The sequence below is a fragment of the Isoptericola halotolerans genome (assembly GCF_003003075.1).
GTDB classification, from domain to species: Bacteria; Actinomycetota; Actinomycetes; order Actinomycetales; family Cellulomonadaceae; genus Isoptericola; species Isoptericola halotolerans_A.
The window spans coordinates 359,830-377,676 of the sequence record NZ_PVTX01000002.1; the positions used below are offsets into that span (position 1 = coordinate 359,830).

A 17,847-nucleotide genomic window follows, 5' to 3' on the forward strand; every position below is an offset into this window, starting at 1 on the left:
GCGTCAGGACTCCGCGAGGGCGCGCACAGCGCGTTCGACGGCGGGACGCACGTCGAGCTCCGGGTCCACGGTCAGTCGGTGCAGGAGCAGGCCGTCGCAGAGCGCCATGAGCGCCCTCGTCGCGGGCTGCGGGTCGGCGATGCCGACCGCTCTCACCATCTCCTCCGTCCACCGCTCGAACTGTCGCCGCTGCTGCCGCAACGGGGCGCCGAGCTCGGGGTCGTCGGCGAGCTCGAGGAAGAGCGCGTAGCGGGCACGGGTGCGCACGGCGAACGGCCCGGCCTGCTGCTCGGTCATCGCGCACAGGCCCTCGGCCAGCTCGGCGACGTCCGAGACCGCGAGCGCCGCCGGGGCGAAGTCGGCACGCTCGCGCTCGGCGATCCAGTCGACCACTCCACCGAGCAGCGCCCGGCGGGTCCGGAACCAGTTCGAGGTCGATCCCGGTGGGAGGCCGGCGCGTTCGTCGACGCGCGCATGGGTCAGCGCGCGGACACCCTCCGCGCCGAGCAGCTCCACGGCTGCCTCGAGTCCACGGTCACGGGTCGCGGGGGGCATCGACACCTCCTCAGGGCAGGTCTACTATGAACATAGTAAGACGAGGCGCACCGAGGAGGTCGCCATGTCCCACCCCGCCCTGGCCTGGTCCCCGCCGTTACCGGAGGCCCCCGGATTCGATCATCGGGTCGTCGAGACACCGGGCCTGCACACCCACCTCGCCGAGACCGGCGACGGTGAGGCGGTGCTGCTGCTGCACGGTTTTCCACAGCACTGGTGGCAGTGGCGCACGGTCGCGCCGATCATCGCCGCGCAGGGCTATCGCGTCCTCTGCCCCGACCTGCGCGGGGCCGGCTGGACGACCGCCGACGACCCGCGCATGTCACGGGAGACGCGGCTGCACGATCTGCTCGCCCTGCTCGACGAGCTCGATGTCGAGCGGGTGCACCTCGTCTCCCACGACATGGGAGCGATCACCGCCATGCAGCTCACCTACGACCACCCCGAGCGTGTCCGCACGGCGGTGCAGCTCTCCGTGTGGCCGGGGTTCCTGACGTTCAGCCCGCGGCTGGCGCCGGCCTTCCAGCACCTGCCCGGGTTGATCTGGCACCGGCCCGGGTCGTCGCTGCGCGGCACGTTCTCCGAGCGGTACGTCGCCCGCCCGATGGCGGAGACGACCGTCGAGGCACACCTGGCCCCCCTGTCCCGTCCCGAGATCGACGGCGCGGTCCGCCCGCTCTGCCGACGCATGATCCTGCCCGAGGCCCTGCGCATGATGCGGGGCGCGTACCGCCGTCGGAGGCTCGCCGTGCCGACGCTCGTCGTGTTCGGCCGGCGGGACCACCCGACCACCGAGGAGCTGATGGCCCGCATCTGCCCGGAACCCGAGCGCTACGCCGACCGTGTCGAGTTCGCCTACGTCGACGACGCGGCACACTTCATCACGGACGACGCCCCGACCGCGGTCGCGCACCTCGCGACCGACTGGTTCGCCCGGGCAGCCTGACGGACCCCGACATCGCCGCGGGTCGGGACCCGCCCGGCTCGACCGCGCTCCGGCCGGTTCGTTCAGCTCGCGCCCAGCAGCTCGTTCATCTGGGCGTAGAAGGCGGCCGGGTCGCCGGCGAGCGACGCCTTCACCATCGCGGTCCAGTCGTCGACGATCACCTCGATCGAGCCCACCGCCAGGCCGTCGAGCGAGCGGCGCGGCACCTCGCGGGCGTCGATCTTGGGCCCGTCGTACCCGGCGGCGATGTCCGTGTCGGCGGCGCCGAGGAGGACTCCCTGGACGAGGGTGCCCTGCGCCGCGAGCTCCGTGCGCACACCGTTCGTCATGTTCCACTCCGCGGCCTTGGCCGCCGAGTACGAGCCTGTGCCCGGGGCGACGAACCACGAGAGCGCCGAGAGGATGTTCACGATCGCGCCCCCTCCGTTGGCCGAGAGCACGGGGGCGAACTCCCGGGTGACGTCGAGCGTGCCCCAGAAGTGGGTGTCCATCTCGCGGCGCACCTCGGCGAGGTCGCCCGTGACGAGGGCGGCACCGGTCGAGATCCCGGCATTGTTGACGAGAAGGGTCACGTCGCGCGCGGTCGCCGCCGCCGCGACGACGGACCCGTGGTCGAGCAGGTCCATCCGCAGCGGCACCACCCGGGCGTCGTCGAAGTCGAGGCTCTCGGGACGGCGTGCCGCCGCGTACACCTTGCTCGCGCCGCGCTCGAGCAGCTCGAGCACGAACTGGCGGCCGATACCGCGGTTTGCTCCGGTGACGAGGGCGATCTGATCGGTGACGTTCATGGGTCCCTTGCTTCCTGCGTAGGTCTTCGATGAGGTCTTCCGCGCCGCATCCGGCCCGGCATCGGTTACGCTAAAACCTGACGTTGGCGTCAAGGGCAAGGGGGACGCCACGAGGCACAGATCACAGGGAGGACGCAGATGCGGATCGGCGAGGTCGCGCGCCGCGCGGGAGTCAGCACCAGAGCTCTCCGGTACTACGAGGAACAGGGCCTGCTCACCTCGGAGCGCTCCCCCAGCGGCCAGCGCACCTACCCCGAGTCCGCCGTCGAGCGAGTGCGGATGATCCAGCAGTTCTTCACCGCGGGTCTGCCGAGCCGGACCATCCTGCGGATCCTGCCCTGCGTCGATACCGGGCACGGGTCACCCGAGATCTTCGAGCTGCTCGCAGCCGAGCGCCGCCGCATCACCGCGGCCATGGAGGACCTCGCGGCGGCACGCGACGCCCTCGACCGCGTGGTCGACATGGCGAACCATCCGACCCCCGAGCACTGCCCGGCCCTGCGCGAGCCGGCCTGGGCGCCGTACGACGGCGCCGAGGCGACGGAGGTCCCCACCGGCCCGAGCAGGGCCACAGCACTCCACGCCTGATCGGGGCAGAGTCTCCGCCTGCACCCGATCCTCGCGCCCAGCCGGCCCGCCTATGCTCACGCCCATGGCACTGGAGTGGGAACAGATCATCGTCGACTCGTCCGACCCCGTCGCTCTCGGGCGCTGGTGGGCCGAGGCTCTCCGCTGGGTCGTGGTCGACGAGACCGAGGAGATCATCGAGGTCCGCCCTGCGCCGGACCAGATGCCGGGGCTGCTCTTCGTCCCCGTGCCGGAAGGCAAGACGTCGAAGAACCGGCTCCACCCCGACTTCCGCCCCGACGACCAGGAGGCCGAGGTCACCCGACTGCTCTCCCTCGGTGCCCGGCGCGCCGACGCCGTCCAGGACGAGCAGTCCTGGGTGACCCTCCTCGACCCGGAGGGCAACGAGTTCTGCGTCCTGGGTGCGCGGAAGAGCTGAGCGAGGACCGGGCAGTCGTCAGTGCAGCTCAGTGATGCTCACTGGAGTTCAGTGACTCCGCCTGTCACCTGTTCGTGCAGAAGCCCCCTCCGTCCGATGCGGCGACCGGACGTATCCCACGACCCCGATCGTCGTCACGAGCACGGCCACGACGGCCAGGGTGAGCGCGAGGGCTGGGTTGCCGCCGCGCCCCTGCGCGTCTGACACGTACCCCTCGATGATCGCGGCAGCTGCCGCCGCGCCGAGCAGGCACCCGCCGAGAATCAGGAGCAGCGTCCAGGGTCGGCGTGCGCTCGACTTTTTCGTCACGGAAGGCATCGTGACAGCATTGCCTGCGCGAAGCCACGGACGAGTCCTCGACCAGCACTCGACCGCAGTGCTCCTGGCCTTCTACCTCACCAGCTACGACACCGTCGAGCTCTTCAAGTGGGCCGCCAGCCACGACCAGCCCGAACCATGGGCTCAACAGCTCGGCGAACCTCCCGACACCCGGCCCACTGGAACGCACCACCCGCTCCACGGGCCTGCATCGCCGCGGACCGCCCGGCCGGCACACGACCTCCGGCGACAACGAGGACGACCTGCCACCGCGCAACCGGCCCGCGTGACGACCCACCACGCCCATGAACGCCCCGCGACACCCTTGACGCTGCGTCCACCAGCAAGGGCGCCGTCCCCCGGCACTCAACCCGCCCCGACGGCCCCACCGAACGCAAAAAGTCCCGGCCAGGAGAACCTGACCGGGACTTTCCGAAGGTGTTCCGGCTCTGAAGCCGAAACCCTCCTCACGTGCGCGAGGGGGGAGTTGAACCCCCACGCCCTTTCGGGCACACGGACCTGAACCGTGCGCGTCTGCCTATTCCGCCACTCGCGCGTGCCGTAGGAGATTAGCACGCGCCGGCCCTCGGATCCCAACCCGTTCCGGCCCGTGGGGGAGGGACCTGCGTCACACCGCCGTCGCGCCGTCAGCCACCGGATCCGGCCCGACGCGCCCCCACCTGCACGTCGTGACACGCTCGTGACCTCGGCGCACGGGTCTACCCGAGGGATTCGCACGAAATCCACAGGTTTACGGGCGCGGGTGGTGCACCCCTGCCTACGATCTGGATAGTCTGCCCGCGACAAGCACGGGTGGACGAGAGGAGGTGGCATGGGAGCGCTGGACCGCTTCGAGAAGAGCGTCGAGCGGCTGATGAACAACGCGTTCGCCAAGGTCGGGCGTGGCGGTGAGGTCAAGGCGGTCGAGCTGGCCAGCCGCTTGCGGCGCGAGATCGACGACCGTGCCGCCGTCGTCGGTCGCGACCGCACGGTCGCGCCGAACGAGTTCACCATCGAGCTGAGCCCCAACGACTTCGCGCAGGTGCAGTCGTGGGGTGCGGAGACCCTGGCCGACGAGCTCGCGACCAACCTGACCGAGTACGCGGCGTCGCAGCACTATGCGTTCGTCGGTCCGGTGAGCGTCTCCTTCGAGAACCACGAGGAGCTGACGGGCGGTCGGTTCCAGCTCCGCTCGGCCACGGTGCGCGGCAACGTCGCGCCGGCGACGAACCCGGCGCCGAGCACCCGCCACCCCCTCATCGACATCGACGGGCAGCGCTACCTCCTGACCGGTCCGGTGACGGTGATCGGCCGGGACGCGGAGGCGGACATCGTCGTCGACGACCCGGGCGTCTCCCGCCGCCACCTCGAGATCCGCGTCGCGCCCGAGGGCGTGGTCGCGACGGACCTCGGGTCCACCAACGGCCTCTTCGTCGAGGGCCACCAGGTCCCGGCGGCCACGCTGCTGGACGGCAACACCATGACCATCGGCCGGACCAGGATCATGTTCTGGACGGGTACGTCGGCCGGCCGATCGAACGAGGACTGGTGATCGACCGAGGATGAGCGAGCTGACGTTCACCCTGCTGCGGCTGGGATACCTGGTGCTGCTCTGGGTGTTCGTGCTCTCGGCCGTCGCGGTGCTGCGCCGCGACCTCGCTCTGCGCTCCCCGCGCTCGCGCAAGCGGGCCGACGACGGCGGCGCACCGGTCGCTGCACCGGCCCCGGCCGCGAGCAGCCCCGCCCCGGCGCGCAGCTCCGGGCCCCACAAGCTGGTGGTCACCGCGGGTCCGCTGACCGGGACCACCCTGCCGCTGTCGACGTCGTCGATCCTCATCGGCCGCGCCCCGAGCTGCACGCTGGTGCTCGACGACGACTACTCTTCGTCGCGTCACGCCCGCATCTTCCCGCAGGGGGACCAGTGGTACGTCGAGGACCTCGGCTCCACGAACGGCACGTTCATCGGCGACCAGCAGGTCACCTCGCCGATCCCGCTCGCCCCGGGCGTCGGCGTGCAGATCGGCCGCTCCGTCGTCGAGCTGCAGGGGTGACGCCTTCGTGACCCTCGCCCTGAGGTATGCCGCGCGCTCCGACGTCGGCCTCGTGCGGCAGAACAACCAGGACTCCGCCTACGCGGGCCCGAACCTGCTAGTGGTGGCCGACGGCATGGGCGGTCACGCCGGCGGCGACATCGCGTCCAGCCTCGCGATCGCCGCCCTCGCGCCGCTCGACGAGTCGGAGCACGGCCCTCAGGAGGCACTGGCCGACCTGGAGCGGACCGTCGAGCAGGCGCGTCAGGACCTGGTGCACGCCTCGGAGGTCGACCCGGACCTCGCCGGCATGGGCACCACGGTGACCGCGCTCCTGCGCTCCGGCAACACGCTGGCGATGGCCCACCTGGGCGACTCGCGCGCCTACCTGCTGCGCGACGGCGCGCTCAACCAGGTGACGGTGGACCACACGTTCGTCCAGCACCTGGTGGACACGGGGCGCATCTCCCCGGACGAGGCGGAGACCCACCCCCAGCGCAACGTCGTCATGCGGGTCCTGGGCGACTTCGACGTCGACCTCACGCCCGACATGTCGGTGCGCGAGGCGCGGCCCGGCGACCGCTGGCTGCTCTGCTCGGACGGGCTGTCCGGTTTCGTGCCCATCGAGCAGATCACGCAGGTGCTCGCGGAGTGCGAGTCTCCCGACGAGGCCGCCGACCTCCTCGTCACGCTCGCGATGACCGCGGGCAGCACCGACAACATCACCGTCGTCGTGGCCGACGTCGTCGACCCGGACGCGGACGAGGCCTCGCCGGTCTCCACCTCGACCCAGGTGGTCGGCGCCGCGGCGTCGGAGATGGCACCCGAGCTCGCCCGTCCCGCGCCGGACGCGCCCGAGGACGGCTCCCGCCGTCGTGACGACGACGAGGAGGAGGACGACGAGGACGACGACGCGCGGCCGGCGCCGAAGCGGCGTCCCTGGATCGGCGTCCTCGTCGTACTCGTGGTCCTGGGCGGTCTCGGCTACGGCGCCTGGTGGGCGTACGGCTGGACCCAGGAGCAGTTCTACGTCGGCGTGGCCGACGGTCAGGTCGCCGTCTACCAGGGGATCCCCCAGGACGCAGGCCCGCTCACCCTCTCCCAGCCGGTGCGGCTGACGGGCACGCCCGTCGACGAGCTCCCGGCCTACTGGAGCGAGCGCCTCGACGGCACGATCCGCGCGACGTCGGAGGCCGAGGCCCTCGAGCGCGCCGAGCGCCTCATCGACGAGGCGCTGCCCACCCCCACCCCGAGCCCCACCCCCGAGCCGAGCGTGAGCCCCTCGCCGTCGGCGAGCCCCGCGTCCGGGTCCGACCCCGCGGCGCAGGACGAGGGGGCCGAGGCGTGACGTCCCCGAGCTCCACCGTTGAACCCCGGCAGCGCCGGCCGCTGCGCATCGCGGAGGTGTTCCTCCTGATCCTGGCCCTCGGCGGGGGCATCGGTGGCTTCGCCATGGTCGGGCTGTCGATCCGCGGCGAGCTGCCCGACCAGTTCTGGTTCCGCAGCATGCTGCTCGCGGCCACCGCACTGGTCGCGCACATCGTCCTTCGCCTGCGCGCCCCGTGGGCCGACCAGGTGATCCTGCCCGCGGTGGTGCTGCTCAACGGCATCGGCCTGTCCATGATCTGGCGTCTGGAGATCTCCGACGCCACGGGCATGGCCCCCGCGGACGCGGCCGGCAACATGCAGGCCACGCTGCTCGGCGCCATCGTCGCCTTCGCCCTGCTGTGGGTCCTCAAGGACCACCGGTGGCTGCGGCGCTACACGTACACCGCGATGGTCGTCGGTCTGGTGCTCATCGCGTTGCCCCTGATCCCCGGTCTGGGCCAGGAGATCAACGGGGCGAGGATCTGGATCAGCGTCGGCGGCTTCTCGCTGCAGCCCGCCGAGTTCGCCAAGATCGCCTTCGCGGTGTTCTTCGCCGGCTACCTGGTGACCAACCGGGACACCCTCGCGCTCGCCGGGCCCAAGATCTTCGGCCTGCAGCTCCCTCGGCTGCGCGACCTGGGCCCGATCCTGCTGATCTGGGCGGCTTCGCTCGCGGTGCTGATCCTGCAGCGTGACCTCGGCACGTCGCTGCTGTTCTTCGGCCTCTTCGTCGCGATGCTCTACCAGGCGACGGCCCGTTCGAGCTGGATCGTCCTGGGCCTGACGCTGTTCGCGGCGGGCGCGCTCGCCGCGGCGCGGCTGTTCCCGCACGTCGGAGCCCGCATCGACGTCTGGCTGCACCCGTTCGACGCCGAGTACTACGACCGCGAGGTCGGCGGTTCGTACCAGCTGGTCCAGGGCCAGTTCTCCATGGCGAACGGCGGCCTGTTCGGCACGGGCTGGGGGGAGGGGCGCCCCTTCCAGATCCCCTACGCCTTCTCGGACTTCATCTACGCGGCGCTGGGCGAGGAGCTCGGTCTCACCGGCCTGGCGGCCGTCGTGCTGACCTACCTGCTCATCGTGCAGCGCGGCCTGAAGTCGGCCCTCAGCGTGCGCGACGGCTTCGGCAAGCTGCTCGCGGGCGGCCTCGCCTTCGCGATGGCGCTGCAGGTCTTCGTGGTGATCGGGGGCATCACCCGCATCATCCCGCTGACGGGCCTGACGCTGCCCTTCATGGCGCAGGGCGGTTCCTCCCTGCTCGCGAACTGGATCGTCATCGCCCTGCTGCTGCGGATATCGGACAGCGCCCGACGACCCTCCGACCTGCCGGTCCGCGGGCAGGTCTCGGCGGGCGCCCCGGCACCCGAGTCGGAACCGATCCTCGTCGGCCCGTCGGGGGCCGACGGCGGCACACCGGCCGACGGGACACCCGCGGCCGGCAGCAACCTGCCGCGCCGCCGGGTCGTCGACCGCGATCCGCACGGCGCCCCGGGGGACGCCGCCCCCACCGAGCACATCGGGACCGACGTCCCGCCCGAGCACCGAGGAGGTGAGAGCAGGTGAACACGACCACGCGCCGTCTGGCCGGGATCGTCATGGTCATGTTCCTCGCGCTCCTCGTCTCCACGACGTGGATCCAGTTCTTCGCGGCGGACCGGCTGAACAACGACCCGCGCAACGCCCGCGCCCTCTACGCGCAGTTCGGCACCGACCGTGGGCCGATCGTGGTGGGCGGTGAGGCCATCGTCGACTCCGTCCCGGTGGACGACGAGTGGAACTACCAGCGCGAGTACGCCCAGGGCCGCCTCTACGCCCCGCTGACGGGCTACTACTCGCTGGTCAGTGGTACCTCCGGCATCGAGCGGGCCGAGAACGACTTCCTCGCCGGGTCGGCCGACGCCCTCTGGGTGGAGCGCGTCCAGAACATCCTCACGGGCTCCGACCCGCAGGGGTCCTCCGTGGAGCTGACCATCGACCCGGAGGCGCAGCAGGCGGCCTGGGACGCCCTGGGCGACCAGCGCGGCGCCGTCGTCGCCCTCGAACCGTCCACCGGCCGGATCCTGGCGCTGGTGTCCAAGCCGACGTTCGACCCCAACGACCTCGCGAGCCACGACACGGCCGAGGCCAACCAGGCCTACCTCGACCTGCTCAACGACGAGGACGACCCGCTCCTCAGCCGGGCGAGCAACACCCTGGAGCCGCCGGGGTCGACCTTCAAGCTCGTCACCACGGCGGCCGCCCTGGAGAGCGGCGAGTACACGGCGGACTCCGTCATCGACGCGCCGTCGACCTACACGCTCACCGGTACGAGCACCGACGTCGGCAACTTCGCCGGCACCTCCTGCGCGTCGGCCGGCGAGATGACCCTGGCCGAGGCGCTGCGGATCTCCTGCAACACCGCCTACCTCGGGCTCGCGGGCGAGCTCGGCGCCGAGGCCATGAACGAGCAGGCCGAGAAGTTCGGCTTCGGCAGCACCCACGACATCCCGTTCACGACGTCGGCCAGCCAGTACGACCCGGACGTGGACGCCATGTCCACCGACCAGGTCGAGCTCTCCGGCATCGGGCAGGGCAGCGTGCTCGCCCACCCGCTGCAGGTCGCCATGGTGTCCGCCGCCATCGCGAACGGCGGCGAGCTCATGGAGCCGTACTCGGTGGACCGGGTCCGCGACGCCGAGCTGGAGGTGGTCGAGGAGACGCGCACCAACAGCCTCGGGCGCGCCGTCTCCACCGAGACGGCCTCCGCGCTCACCGACATGATGGTCAGCGTCGTGGAGAGCGGCTCGGGCACCTCCGCGCAGATCTCCGGCGTGCCCGTGGCCGGCAAGACCGGCACCGCCCAGCACGGCGACAACAGCGCACCCCCGCACGTGTGGTTCACCGGGTTCGCGCCCGCGGACGACCCGCAGGTCGCGGTCGCGGTGATCGTCGACGAGGGCGGGGCACTCGGGGGCGAGGCGACCGGCGGGCGCGTGGCCGCCCCCATCGCCAAGGCCGTCATCGAGGCGGTGCTGAACGGATGAGGCCCTCCATCGGGCTCTCCCTCGGGGAGCGCTACCACCTGACCCGGCAGATCGCCGTCGGCGGCATGGGCGAGGTCTGGGTCGCCGACGACGGCTACCTCGGCCGCGACGTCGCCGTGAAGGTGCTGCGCGAGGAGTTCACCGGCAACGAGGACTTCCTCCGGCGCCTGCGCACCGAGGCGCGCAACAGCGCGGCGCTCTCGCACCCGAACATCGCGCAGATGTACGACTACGGCGAGCAGGACGGCGCCGGCTACCTCGTCATGGAGCTCGTGCTCGGCGAACCGCTCGCGGACCTGCTCGAGCGTGAGCCCGTCGTCGCACCCCGCAAGCTCCTGCCCATCCTCGCGGCGACCGCCCGGGGCCTGCACCACGCCCACCGGGCCAAGGTGGTCCACCGGGACGTCAAGCCGGGCAACATCCTGCTCGAGCACGACAGCCGCAACGTCAAGATCACCGACTTCGGCGTCTCACTGGCCGCCAACCAGGCGACGATGACCGCGACGGGCATGGTCATGGGCACGGCCCAGTACCTCTCGCCCGAGCAGGCCGTCGGTCAGCCCGCGACGGCGGCCTCCGACCTCTACGCGCTCGGCATCGTGGCGTACGAGGCCACCGCCGGCAAGCGGCCCTTCACCGGGTCCACCCCGGTCGACATCGCCGTCGCCCACGTCAACAGCGCCGTGCCGCCCTTGCCGTCCAGCGTCCACCCGGGCCTCGACGACGTCATCATGCGCATGCTCGCCAAGGACCCGAACAAGCGGCCCGCCTCTGGCGCCGCGCTGGCCGACGAGCTCGACGTCCTCGCCCGGGAGATCGCCGAGGACCCTCTCGGCGCACGCTCCCGCGCCGCACGCCGTGCCGCCCGGACCGGCCGGCCCGCACCCGTCCGCCACGCGCGGCCCGACGACGCCCCGCCGGCCCGGCCGCTCGACCCCGCGGCGCACGCCGAGCGCCCCGCCGCCGCGCCGTCGTCGTCCACGCCGGACCTGCCCGAACCCGTGGTGCCCCGCAGCTACCCGGCGCGCCGCGACCTGCGCTCCAGCGCACCTGCACGCCCGACGCCGCCGCGTGGCGGGCCGCCCAGCCGTGCCGCGACGCGCAGCGACCCGACGCGCACGCCGGCGTCCCGGGCCTCGAACCGGTCCTCGGCGCGCCCGGAACGCAGCTCGACCACCACGGGCCAACGGCTGGGTGGGCCGCTGGGCCGGCTCTCCTGGCCGCTGCTGGCCCTGCTGGGGCTGCTCGGCGTGCTGCTCCTGGCCACGCTCATGAGCGGACTCTTCGGCGGGGACGACGGCGACGCTGCTGCCCTGCCGCTCCTCGCCGGCGTCGTGCTGGCGACACGACCCGCGAGTCTGCGGGCGATGACCGATCCCGGTTCTGGGATGATGCTCCCGGACCCGTCGCACCCCGCCGGTGCGACAACGACCCAGAAGGACGTCTGAGTGGTGGACAACACGCCCCGAGTACTCGCGGGCCGGTACGAGGTCGGTGAGCTCATCGGCCGCGGTGGCATGGCCGAGGTGCACATCGGCCATGACACGCGCCTCGGTCGCACCGTCGCGATCAAGGTGCTGCGGTCCGACCTCGCACGCGACCCCTCGTTCCTCGCCCGGTTCCGCCGTGAGGCGCAGTCGGCCGCCGCGCTCAACCACCCGGCGATCGTCGCGGTGTACGACACGGGCGAGGACACCTCCACCGACGCCTCGGGGCAGCAGGTCCACATCCCGTTCATCGTCATGGAGTACGTGGAGGGCCACACGGTCCGCGACATCCTCGCCGACGGCGCCGCCGTGCCGATCGAGGAGGCCGTCGAGATCACGGTGGGCATCCTCAGCGCGCTCGAGTACTCCCACCACGCCGGGATCGTGCACCGCGACATCAAGCCCGCCAACGTGATGATCACGCCGACGGGTGCCGTCAAGGTGATGGACTTCGGCATCGCGCGGGCGATGGCCGACTCGGCGGCGACCATGACGCAGGGTCAGGCCGTCATCGGCACCGCCCAGTACCTGTCGCCCGAGCAGGCGCGCGGCGAGCAGGTCGACGCCCGCAGCGACCTCTACTCCACCGGCTGCGTCCTCTTCGAGCTGCTCACCGGGCGCCCGCCGTTCGTGGGGGACTCGCCCGTGGCGCTCGCCTACCAGCACGTGGGCCAGCAGCCCCAGCGGCCCAGCGAGATCGCCAACGACGTGCCCGAGGTGCTGGACCGCATCGTCCTCAGCTCCCTGGCCAAGGACCGCAACGACCGCTACTCGTCGGCCGGCGAGTTCCGCTCCGACCTGGAGTCGGCCGTGCGCGGCGGCAACATCATGGCCCCGGCGCTCGGCGCCGCAGCGGCCGGTGCGGCCGCCGCCTACGGTGCCACCCAGGTGCTCGGGGACCCGCAGGGCACGCAGGTGATGTCGCCCGCCGGCGACCCGTCGCCCTGGGGCCAGACCGGCCTCCCGACCGACCAGACCGCCGTCGGCACGGCCGTCCCGCCCGGCGAGGAGGAGGACGAGGGCAACCGCAAGTGGCTCATGTGGACGCTGATCGGCGTCGGCGTGCTGGCCCTCGCCGCGATCCTGTTCTTCTGGCTCACCAGCGGTGAGGACGAGCCGGACCTCGTCGCGGTGCCCGAGCTGACGGCCAACATGAGCCCGACGGAGGCGCAGCGGCTCGTGGAGGGGGCAGGGCTCGTGTACTCCGAGCGCGTCGACGACGAGTCCGACGAGCCCGAGAACACCCTGACCCGCTCCGACCCGGCCAGCGGCGAGCAGGTCGCGGAGGGCTCGACCGTGCTCGTCTACTTCTCCGGCGGGCCGGAGACCTTCTCGATGCCCGATGTCACCGGCCGGAGCCTCGAGGAGGCCGAGCAGCAGATCACGGATGCCGGCCTGGAGGTCGGCGAACGTGAGGAGCAGGCCAGCTCGAGCGTGGACGAGGGGGACGTCATCTCGACCGACCCCGCACCCGGCAATGCCGTCAACCCGGGCGACACCGTGGACATCGTCTGGTCCAACGGCCAGGTCGAGCTGCCCGACCTCATCGGGCAGGACCAGGAGGACGCCGAGGCCGCGCTCGAGGACCTGGGCCTCAACGTCCGCATCAGCAGCGAGCCCGTGCAGGACACCAACGACGTCGGCAAGGTCGTCAACCAGTCGCCCGAGGGCGGCACCGTGGACCAGGACACCACCGTCGAGCTCACGATCGGCGAGGAGCCCGAGGCCGAGATGGTGCAGGTGCCGAACGTCGAGGGGATGAGCGCCGAGGACGCCGAGTCCGCGCTGGGCGGGCAGGCCAACCTCACCGCGGTCCAGCGGACCGAGTCGTCGGAGGAGTACTGCCCGGGCTTCGTGGCGCGGCAGGACCCGCCGGCCGGGACCGAGCTGGAGATCGGGTCCGACGTGACGATCATCGTCTCGACGGGTGCCGAGGGCCAGGACTGCAGCGCCGGTGAGGCGACCCCGGCACCGCCGGAGGACGACGGCCCCGGCCTCGGCCTGGGCGGCGACGGGGAGACGCCCGGCGACGAGGGCTGACGCCCTGCCGCACGCCGCGGACGGCGCCGCTCAGCCCTGGTGGACGAGCGGCGCCATCCCGGCGGACCGTTCCACGGCCGCCGGGTCGCCGCACACCGCGAGCCAGTTGGCCAGCAGGCGGTGACCGCCCTCGGTCAGCACCGACTCCGGGTGGAACTGCACGCCGTGCAGCGGCAGGTCGCGGTGCTGCACGCCCATGATGACGCCACCGGCCGTGGTGCAGGTGACCTCGAGCTCGGCGGGCACGGTGTGCGGCTCCACGGCGAGGGAGTGGTAGCGCGTCGCCGTGAAGGGTGAACCCAGCCCGTCCAGCACGCCGACGCCCTGGTGCTCCACCTCGCTCGTCTTGCCGTGCATGAGCTCGGCGGCGTGCGACACCGTCGCCCCGTACACCTCGGCCAGGGCCTGGTGCCCCAGGCAGACGCCCAGCATCGGCGTCTCGGACCGGGCGCAGGCACGGATGACGTCCTCCGACGAGCCCGCGTGCTTGGGCGTGCCCGGTCCCGGCGAGACGAGGACGCCGTCGAAGGGCGTGCCGTCGTCGTGCCAGAAGCGACCGTCCGCATCGGGCTCCGGCACGGCGTCGTTGCGCACGACGGTGGTGCGGGCCCCGAGCTGGTCGAGGTAGCCGACGATCGTGTAGACGAAGGAGTCGTAGTTGTCGACGACGAGGATGGAGGTCATGGGTGTGCCTCGACGGTGTTGTCGTTGATGGGGACGTAGGTGGAGAGCCAGGGGAAGACCCACTCGAAGCAGACCCAGACGAGGGCCACGAACGCCACGAGCAGCACCAGCACCCGGAACCATGCGGGTCCAGGGAGGATACGCCACAACGCTCCGTACATCACGCCTCCCCGTCCTCGACGCCGCGCACCTGCACGCCGACCTCGATGAGCTCGATGGGTGTGCCCTCCTCGACGGGGGCCCAGTAGTCCAGCTCGCCGTGGACGATGTACCGCTGGGCGGCGGAGTACATGGGGTGGCACGCGGTCAGCGTCAGCAAGCGCTCGGTCAGCTCGGGCACCGGGTCGCCCGCCTGCAGGCCGGGCACGGGCGCGATGACGTCCACCTCGTGCGGCCACACGATCTCGTGCGTCGTCTTCCGGTACACGTACCAGGTGTCCTCGGTGCGGAAGACGAGCGGGTCGCCCTCCTGGAGGTCCGCGACCTGGTGGTACGGCTTGCCGTAGGTGGTGCGGTGGCCGGCCGTGGCGAAGTTGCCGAGGTCGCCGGGCATCGCCGTCCCCGGGTAGTGGCCGGCACCGAGCCGGTCGAGCACCCGCGCCTTGTCCACACCCTGGGCGACCGGGGTCACGTAGTCGTCGCCCCAGCGGGGCACGTAGAGCTCGGCGAAGACGGTCTCGTCCGCGGGCTCGTCCAGGACGGGCGGCTCGCCGCGGTGCTCGCTCGCGATCGCCGGTCCGTCGTCGACCTCGAGCGGGGGAGGCTCGGGCCAGTCGAGGTCGGCGAGCACCTGGGTGTGGACCCGTTCGGCCTGGACGTCCGTCCACCACAGCTGCCACACCACGAACAGCCCGAGGAACACCCCGGCGGTGATGAGCAGCTCACCGACGACGCCGACCGCCGCGCTGAGCGCACCGCCCCGGTGCCCCCGCGCATGTCTCACGAGAACACGTCCGTGCCCTCGGGCACCGTGGCGTGCTGCAGCCCCTCACCCCCGGTGTACGCGGGCATCTCCAGGCCGTCGTGCTGCTGGACGTCGTAGCCGAGCCCGATCCAGTCCACGTACTGCTTGTACACCCCGATCCCGGGGGATGCGTCGAGCGCCGCCTGCAGCTGGTCGGGGTCGCCGATCGCCTCGATGACGTACGGCGGCGAGAAGACCTTGCCGTGCAGCAGCAGGATGTTGCCCGAGCACCGGAACGCGCTCGTGGACGTGACGCGCTCGCCCTGCAGCGTCATCGCCTCGGCGCCCCCGGCCCAGAGGGCGTTGATGACGTGCTGCACGTCCTGCTGGTGCACCACCAGGTCGTCGGGCCGCACCTGCGGGTTGTCGAGCGCGGAGATCGGCGCGTCCTCGAGCGCGACGCTCAGCCCGCCGCCCGCCACCGGCCAGGCGCCGGAGACGACCGCCTCCTGGGCGCGCAGCGCGGGGTCACGCCGCGGGACGTCGACGTCGACGGCGTCGCCGAGCTGGTCGACCTCGTCGTCCAGGAGGTTCGCCTGCTCGCTCAGCTCCTCGACGCGCGCCGACTCCGCGGCGATCACGGAGGCCAGGTCGTCGCGGTGCCGGGTGTCCTGGTCGCCGGCGAGCTGGGCGCTGGCGGTGAAGAGCACGCCGGAGAGGGCGAGCACGCCCGCGACGGAGATCGCGGAGCGGATCCGTGGTGACATCGCGGGCCTCCTCTCTCATGGTGCCGGTTCTGGTGCTGGTGCTGGTGGCCACTACGCTAGACGAAAAACCCGTCGTCGGCGGTCGAGAATCCCTCTCGAACGTCGCAAAACACCCTCACAGGAGTCAGCCCCGTGGCCGAGTCGAAGCCCGAGAAGAAGAAGTCCGACCCCGCGGTCCCGAAGTCGTCGGCCAACCCCCGCTGGCTCGTGCCCACGATGCTCGGACTGATGCTCGCCGGGCTCGCGTGGATCGTCATCTACTACCTGACGAGCCAGAACCTCGGGCTGCCCGTCCCGCAGCTCGGCAACTGGAACCTCCTGGTCGGGTTCGTCCTCATCATCGCCGGGTTCTCCCTGACCACACGCTGGAAGTGACCTGGGCTGTACAAGTCCCACCGGTGTGATTCCACACCTGTGCATATCTCTGGGGATAACTCGTACGGCGTCCGCCGTCAGAGCATCGGCAGGGACACCGCGGTCGAGTACTTCCACACCGTGAGGGCGACGAGGACGACGCCGACGGCGGTAGGCAGCGCCCAGCCCACGAGCTTCTGACGCTCCCGCGGTGCGGCGGCGTAGCCGGCGCCGATGACGAGCCCGACGACGAGGCCGCCGACGTGCGCCTGCCAGGCGATGTTGTCCATGAAGAACGGCAGCGCCATGTTGATCGCGATCAGCACCACGATCTGCCCGGCGTTGCGGCCCATGCGGCGCAGCACCGGGATGATGGCGCCGAAAAGGCCGAACACGGCACCCGAGGCACCCACCACCGGGGTGAGCCAGCTCGTGCTCAGCGGATCGGCCAGCAGCAGCACGCCCACCGACCCACCGACGGCCGCGAGCAGGTAGAGGGCGATGAACCGCCCCCGCCCGAACGCCTGCTCGAGGAACGGTCCCACCAGCCACAGCGCGTACATGTTGAACAGGATGTGCAGCGGGCTGGTGGAGTGCAGGAACGCCGCCGTGAGGAAGCGCCACGGCTCCTCGTCGCCGAACACGGGGACGAACGCCCACTGCTGCGTCCAGGCGCCCCCCGTCGCGAGCTGGAGGACCCAGCTCACCACGCACAGGCCGATGATCGTCAGCGTGACGACCGGGCGCCCCCCGCGGACCGTCCCCCCGAAGACGGTCCGGGCGCTGCGGGAGGCCTTCGCCGCCTGCGCCACGCAGTCGACGCACTGCACACCGACGGGCGCGGGGCGCTGGCACTCCGGGCACGTCGGTCGCCCGCAGCGCTGGCAGCGCACGTAGGCGACCCGGTCGGGGTGCCGCGGGCAGACCGGCGGAGCCTCGCCCGGCCGGCCCGCGGGCGGCTGCTGCGGGGTGCTGATGGTGGGGCTCCTCAGTCCTCGATCGTGACGCGCTCGAGGACGATGTCCTCGACCGGGCGGTCCCCGGGGCGCACCTTGGTCGAACCGATGGCGTCGACGACGGCGCGCGACTCGTCGTCGGCGACCTTGCCGAAGATCGTGTGCTTGCCGTTCAGCCAGGACGTGACCGTCGTGGTGATGAAGAACTGCGAGCCGTTGGTGCCCTCGACCTCACCGGTCACGGGGTTGCGCCGCTTGCCGGCGTTCGCCATGGCGAGGAGGTACTTCTCGTCGAACGCGAGCTCCGGGTGGATCTCGTCGTCGAACGTGTAGCCGGGGCCGCCGGTGCCGGTGCCCAGCGGGTCGCCGCCCTGGATCATGAAGTTGTCGATCACCCGGTGGAAGATGACGCCGTCGTACAGCGGGTCGTTGCGCTCGGCGCCCGTGCGCGGGTCCGTCCAGGTCTTGGTGCCCTGGGCCAGCCCGACGAAGTTCGCGACCGTCTTCGGCGCGTGGTTCGGGAACAGCTCGAGGCGGATGTCACCGGCAGAGGTGTGGAGAGTTGCGAACATGGCCCCATCCTCTCACCGGCGACCCGGATGGACGCCACCGGGCGTGTAG

At 71.8% G+C, this 17,847-nt stretch carries 19 protein-coding genes and 1 tRNA gene; 11 read left to right on the top strand and 9 right to left on the bottom strand.

Annotated elements, in window-relative coordinates:
- Nucleotides 1–3: 3 nt before the first annotated feature.
- The gene (locus BCL65_RS04900; protein ID WP_106265730.1) at nucleotides 4–555 is read right to left on the bottom strand and encodes a TetR/AcrR family transcriptional regulator; all 552 of its coding nucleotides are present in this window, start codon (nucleotides 553–555) and stop codon (nucleotides 4–6) included.
- Between the two features lie 64 nt (nucleotides 556–619).
- Here BCL65_RS04900 and BCL65_RS04905 point away from each other — a divergent pair, with 64 nt between their 5' ends.
- Nucleotides 620–1,501 (top strand): alpha/beta fold hydrolase, encoded by an 882-nt coding sequence (locus tag BCL65_RS04905; protein WP_106265732.1) that lies wholly within the window; start codon nucleotides 620–622, stop codon nucleotides 1,499–1,501.
- Nucleotides 1,502–1,563: 62 nt separating this feature from the next.
- On the opposite strand, the gene BCL65_RS04910 is transcribed toward BCL65_RS04905, so the two are convergent.
- Nucleotides 1,564–2,289 carry an SDR family oxidoreductase gene (locus BCL65_RS04910; protein WP_106265734.1) on the bottom strand — a complete coding sequence of 242 codons (726 nt, stop codon included), beginning with the start codon at nucleotides 2,287–2,289 and terminating at the stop codon, nucleotides 1,564–1,566.
- Nucleotides 2,290–2,427: 138 nt separating this feature from the next.
- Here BCL65_RS04910 and BCL65_RS04915 point away from each other — a divergent pair, with 138 nt between their 5' ends.
- Entirely contained in the window at nucleotides 2,428–2,877 is a 450-nt protein-coding gene (locus BCL65_RS04915) for a MerR family transcriptional regulator (RefSeq protein WP_106265736.1), read from the top strand.
- Between the two features lie 64 nt (nucleotides 2,878–2,941).
- Complete coding sequence (locus tag BCL65_RS04920) at nucleotides 2,942–3,295, top strand: VOC family protein (RefSeq protein ID WP_207767651.1); 354 nt, start codon at nucleotides 2,942–2,944, stop codon at nucleotides 3,293–3,295.
- A gap of 790 nt (nucleotides 3,296–4,085) precedes the next feature.
- Here BCL65_RS04920 and BCL65_RS04930 read toward each other — a convergent pair.
- A tRNA-Leu gene (locus tag BCL65_RS04930) sits at nucleotides 4,086–4,169 on the bottom strand.
- A 276-nt stretch (nucleotides 4,170–4,445) separates the two neighbouring features.
- Here BCL65_RS04930 and BCL65_RS04935 point away from each other — a divergent pair.
- Genes BCL65_RS04935 through pknB form a run of 7 tightly spaced genes read left to right on the top strand, consistent with a single transcriptional unit; the run spans nucleotide 4,446 to nucleotide 13,561 of the window.
- Nucleotides 4,446–5,165, top strand: coding sequence for an FhaA domain-containing protein (locus BCL65_RS04935; RefSeq protein ID WP_106265742.1), 720 nt, complete (start codon nucleotides 4,446–4,448; stop codon nucleotides 5,163–5,165).
- Between the two features lie 10 nt (nucleotides 5,166–5,175).
- Nucleotides 5,176–5,664: an FHA domain-containing protein FhaB/FipA gene (locus BCL65_RS04940; protein WP_106265744.1), complete on the top strand. Its 489-nt coding sequence runs from the start codon at nucleotides 5,176–5,178 to the stop codon at nucleotides 5,662–5,664.
- A 7-nt stretch (nucleotides 5,665–5,671) separates the two neighbouring features.
- A complete protein-coding gene (locus BCL65_RS04945; RefSeq protein ID WP_106265746.1) occupies nucleotides 5,672–6,991 on the top strand; it encodes a PP2C family protein-serine/threonine phosphatase in 1,320 nt (439 codons plus the stop codon).
- Nucleotides 6,988–8,574, top strand: coding sequence for an FtsW/RodA/SpoVE family cell cycle protein (locus BCL65_RS04950; RefSeq protein ID WP_106265748.1), 1,587 nt, complete (start codon nucleotides 6,988–6,990; stop codon nucleotides 8,572–8,574). Before BCL65_RS04945 ends, BCL65_RS04950 begins: the two co-directional genes overlap by 4 nt.
- Complete coding sequence (locus BCL65_RS04955) at nucleotides 8,571–10,034, top strand: peptidoglycan D,D-transpeptidase FtsI family protein (protein WP_106265750.1); 1,464 nt, start codon at nucleotides 8,571–8,573, stop codon at nucleotides 10,032–10,034. The genes BCL65_RS04950 and BCL65_RS04955 overlap by 4 nt, the downstream gene beginning before the upstream one ends.
- Nucleotides 10,031–11,482, top strand: a complete 1,452-nt coding sequence (locus tag BCL65_RS04960) for a serine/threonine-protein kinase (RefSeq protein ID WP_106265752.1) — start codon at nucleotides 10,031–10,033, stop codon at nucleotides 11,480–11,482. The genes BCL65_RS04955 and BCL65_RS04960 overlap by 4 nt, the downstream gene beginning before the upstream one ends.
- Nucleotides 11,483–13,561 carry a Stk1 family PASTA domain-containing Ser/Thr kinase gene (pknB, locus tag BCL65_RS04965; protein WP_106265754.1) on the top strand — a complete coding sequence of 693 codons (2,079 nt, stop codon included), beginning with the start codon at nucleotides 11,483–11,485 and terminating at the stop codon, nucleotides 13,559–13,561.
- A gap of 30 nt (nucleotides 13,562–13,591) precedes the next feature.
- Here the strand turns inward: pknB and BCL65_RS04970 are convergent, their stop codons facing one another.
- Genes BCL65_RS04970 through BCL65_RS04980 form a run of 4 tightly spaced genes read right to left on the bottom strand, consistent with a single transcriptional unit; the run spans nucleotide 13,592 to nucleotide 15,916 of the window.
- Nucleotides 13,592–14,245, bottom strand: coding sequence for an aminodeoxychorismate/anthranilate synthase component II (locus BCL65_RS04970; RefSeq protein WP_106265756.1), 654 nt, complete (start codon nucleotides 14,243–14,245; stop codon nucleotides 13,592–13,594).
- Nucleotides 14,242–14,406: a hypothetical protein gene (locus BCL65_RS17940; RefSeq protein ID WP_165799904.1), complete on the bottom strand. Its 165-nt coding sequence runs from the start codon at nucleotides 14,404–14,406 to the stop codon at nucleotides 14,242–14,244. The genes BCL65_RS04970 and BCL65_RS17940 overlap by 4 nt, the downstream gene beginning before the upstream one ends.
- Complete coding sequence (locus tag BCL65_RS04975) at nucleotides 14,406–15,188, bottom strand: class E sortase (RefSeq protein ID WP_106265758.1); 783 nt, start codon at nucleotides 15,186–15,188, stop codon at nucleotides 14,406–14,408. Before BCL65_RS04975 ends, BCL65_RS17940 begins: the two co-directional genes overlap by 1 nt.
- Nucleotides 15,185–15,916, bottom strand: coding sequence for a DUF881 domain-containing protein (locus BCL65_RS04980; protein WP_106265760.1), 732 nt, complete (start codon nucleotides 15,914–15,916; stop codon nucleotides 15,185–15,187). Before BCL65_RS04980 ends, BCL65_RS04975 begins: the two co-directional genes overlap by 4 nt.
- 132 nt (nucleotides 15,917–16,048) lie before the next feature.
- On the opposite strand from BCL65_RS04980, the gene BCL65_RS04985 reads away from it, so the two are divergent.
- The gene (locus BCL65_RS04985) at nucleotides 16,049–16,291 is read left to right on the top strand and encodes a cell division protein CrgA (protein WP_106265762.1); all 243 of its coding nucleotides are present in this window, start codon (nucleotides 16,049–16,051) and stop codon (nucleotides 16,289–16,291) included.
- A 77-nt stretch (nucleotides 16,292–16,368) separates the two neighbouring features.
- On the opposite strand, the gene BCL65_RS04990 is transcribed toward BCL65_RS04985, so the two are convergent.
- Both BCL65_RS04990 and BCL65_RS04995 read right to left on the bottom strand, forming a co-directional pair.
- Nucleotides 16,369–17,082: a rhomboid family intramembrane serine protease gene (locus tag BCL65_RS04990; RefSeq protein WP_308701007.1), complete on the bottom strand. Its 714-nt coding sequence runs from the start codon at nucleotides 17,080–17,082 to the stop codon at nucleotides 16,369–16,371.
- Nucleotides 17,083–17,258: 176 nt separating this feature from the next.
- Nucleotides 17,259–17,798: a peptidylprolyl isomerase gene (locus BCL65_RS04995; RefSeq protein ID WP_106265766.1), complete on the bottom strand. Its 540-nt coding sequence runs from the start codon at nucleotides 17,796–17,798 to the stop codon at nucleotides 17,259–17,261.
- Between the last annotated feature and the right edge of the window lie 49 nt (nucleotides 17,799–17,847).